Here is a 2,818-nt window from a genome sequence, read left to right on the forward strand (position 1 = left end):
TTCATGGCAACTTCTTCATTTGTATAGACCAAAGTTTGGCTAATGCTATGCCGTTATACTTCCCTCAGTTGCAGGTGCTGACCAGTAGCCAAGGCTCCTACATAGAACACTACGGTTCCAACAATGAGGCCGTTGAGTCCCGAAACTCCAAAGTGTCCAACCACTGCAGTCAAATAGTCCACCACTACGGCAACAACCCAAGATAGTATCGCTACCCAATTCACCTTCAACAGCCTAGGTTCGGTACCAAGAGGATCCTTCACTAAATGGCGCTTACGAATGAGGAAGTAATCCACGGCAATGATGCCACCAACCGGAGGAATGGTAAGAGCTATAATCCCGAGGTAAGCTAACAAGTTATAGTAAATCCCCGTAGCCGCAGTGACAGCTCCCACAATTACCGTAATGATGGTAAAATAATGGGCGGGCCGGCGGAAAAGTTTTGACATAGCTAGGTCCGCGCTATAGACGTTGTTGTCTCCAGCGGCCCAGGAGGAGATCAAGAGCAGGAACAACCCGATCCATTTCAAACCAGCGTTAACTAGAATGAGTACCAGGTCCCCAGTACCTGCTCCCTTGGCACCTATAGCTCCAAGGGAGGTAATTAGGCCCAGTCCTAAAGCAAAGCCGAGGATTGAGCCCCAGACCGAGTGAGCAGCGCTGCGCGCATAGCGGGTAATGTCCGGGGTAAGCGTCGCACCGACAATGAATATGCCAATAGTAGCTGAAATACCTTTACTGAGGGGAATGGTCTCTTTGGGCGCCATGGCTGCCAGCGCAGCCCACCCACCACCAGAGACCACCGCCCGGATGGCTGCATAGGAAAAAAGGACCAGCATAATAGGCATAGTCACCTTGCTGAGGATATCCAGGCCCCGGTATCCAAAGTAGGCACTGGATGCCATTACGCAAGCAAAGACGATACCACCCCAAACCATCAGGGTCTTAGGTTCCAAGCCCAAAAGCGACTCCAGAGAGGCCACAAAGATGCCTATGACAACCCCATAGAAAATAAGATTGGCAAAGCCTACAATAGCGGCAATCAGGTCACTCCCCCGCTCACCAAAGGCCAGCCGAGCTAGTAAAGCAGTAGAATACCCCTCCCGAGTGCCGGCTAGTCCTACTGGTATGGAATAAGCGCCTACTACTATGCTGCCGAGAATAATAGCCAATAAGGCTTGGCTCAGGTAAAGCTTATCCGCGATTGAAGCCCCGGTAAGAGCTGGCGCCGGATTGATTACCCAGCAGTAGATTACGGCAACCACCGAGTAAAGACCCCTTCTCAAGCTCATGGGTACACGGGATAGCTCATAGTCGTGCGTACCTTCTAGATATGCCCTCTCATTTGCTGCCATACCCTCTTAACCCCCCTTTAGTTCGACCTCATAAGCTAAGATGACGAGTAGTATATAAGTAGCACAACATGCTCAGCGAAGCCATTACGACATTGGTCCCTGCTTATCGCTTTGTTCGCCGCCAATATTCCTTAAAGACCTCTTGATTATGCTCAGGGGTAACTGTAGAGACATTTGGAGAAACAAATACGTTCATCTTATACCCTCGCTTGGCCAGAGCACGAGCCGTACCTGCTACCAAGGCAGTAGCAATAGCAGTAACGGCCACCGTGGAGCCTGCGCCTACCTTCTCTTTTAGTCCTGGAATTTCTACCAGGGCGTCCTCCAAGGGCACGCAGTTATCGATCAGCACATCGGCCAGGTCGCCCAGCTTCTTGCCCGAGGAGTGAGTAGCCTCAGCCTCCAGGTAGTTCTGGCGGGAAGTGACAGCTACCACCTTAAGCCCGCGCTCCTTGGCATAAAGGGCTGCTTCAACGGGTGCCGCATTGAGCCCGCCATGGGAGAATACTAGCATCACCTCTCCTTCTCTAAAATCAAAGGCATTAAGGAAATTGGCAATATACCCCTCCTGCCTTTCGATCCACAAAAGCTCGGGAGCTCCGCCAGGTCCGATTACGTTGAACCACATTAGGCGTGGGTCCATGAGCGGCCGAAAGCCCACAAAACTGCCGTAACGCGGGAAGATGTCCATAGCAGGAATCACTGAGTGCCCGCTTCCAAAAACGTAAACCCAGCCTCCCCCAGCAATGGCCTCAGCCATCAACCCAGCTGCTTCCTTAATGTGCTGGCTTTCGCTATCGCGAATCTTCTCGATTATTTGGGTGATCTTGGCTAGATAATCAACTGCGCCCAAATCTCCGACCTCCTTTACTAGCTACGTAAGTGCCTAAGCTAAAAACAACTAGGCCTGGCCCTTGCTCTAAACTTTCACCTCCCGGTTTTCCCCTTGGGAGGACAGTTCTACGTAAAGGGTATAGCGGTCTCCTCTGAGGAAAGAGATTACATGCTCCAAAGGTCGACCATCCTTCAGGTAGGCCGTACGACTGACCAGGAGCGCGGCTGAGCCTTCCGGCACTTGGAGCAGGCTAGCCTCATAGGCACTCAACAAGATGGCATTGTAGGTTTCAGAAGCTCGATAGGGAACAAGCCCATACTTTTCCCTAAAAATCATGTAAAGGGAAACGTCATGATTGATTTCTTCTAATAGATTGGGGCAGAGGTCAGTAGAAACAAAAGCCGTCTGCAGACCCATTACCTCTCCGTCGGCAAGGCGCAGGCGCCTAAGCTTATAAACTAGGGACTGCTCGGGAATGGCTAGGGCTCGCACCACCTCTTCCTTAGCAACCACAACTTCCTTTTCCAGCACCGCCAGGGAAAGCCCAAGGGCATCCAGGCAGGCCTGGGCGGTCTTCAGGGGGACCCGGGCCGCCTGCTCAACTGCCTGGTGGTAGCCCGGCTTCCCC

Annotated in this window: 2 protein-coding genes and 1 pseudogene (1 of these 3 cut by a window edge); all 3 read right to left on the reverse strand. The window is 52.2% G+C overall.

Features of this window, described 5'->3' with window-relative positions; all coding sequences use genetic code 11:
- Nucleotides 1–53 precede the first annotated feature (53 nt).
- Nucleotides 54–1,355, reverse strand: a complete 1,302-nt coding sequence (locus H5U02_09380) for a cytosine permease (protein MBC7342640.1) — start codon at nt 1,353–1,355, stop codon at nt 54–56.
- A 103-nt stretch (nt 1,356–1,458) separates the two neighbouring features.
- Nucleotides 1,459–2,208 carry an SIS domain-containing protein gene (locus H5U02_09385; GenBank protein MBC7342641.1) on the reverse strand — a complete coding sequence of 250 codons (750 nt, stop codon included), beginning with the start codon at nt 2,206–2,208 and terminating at the stop codon, nt 1,459–1,461.
- 66 nt (nt 2,209–2,274) lie between these two features.
- A pseudogene (locus H5U02_09390) lies at nt 2,275–2,818 on the reverse strand (GntR family transcriptional regulator) (it continues 407 nt past the right edge of the window).

This window comes from Clostridia bacterium, assembly GCA_014360065.1.
Lineage (GTDB): Bacteria > Bacillota > DSM-521 > Neomoorellales > JACIYF01 > JACIYF01.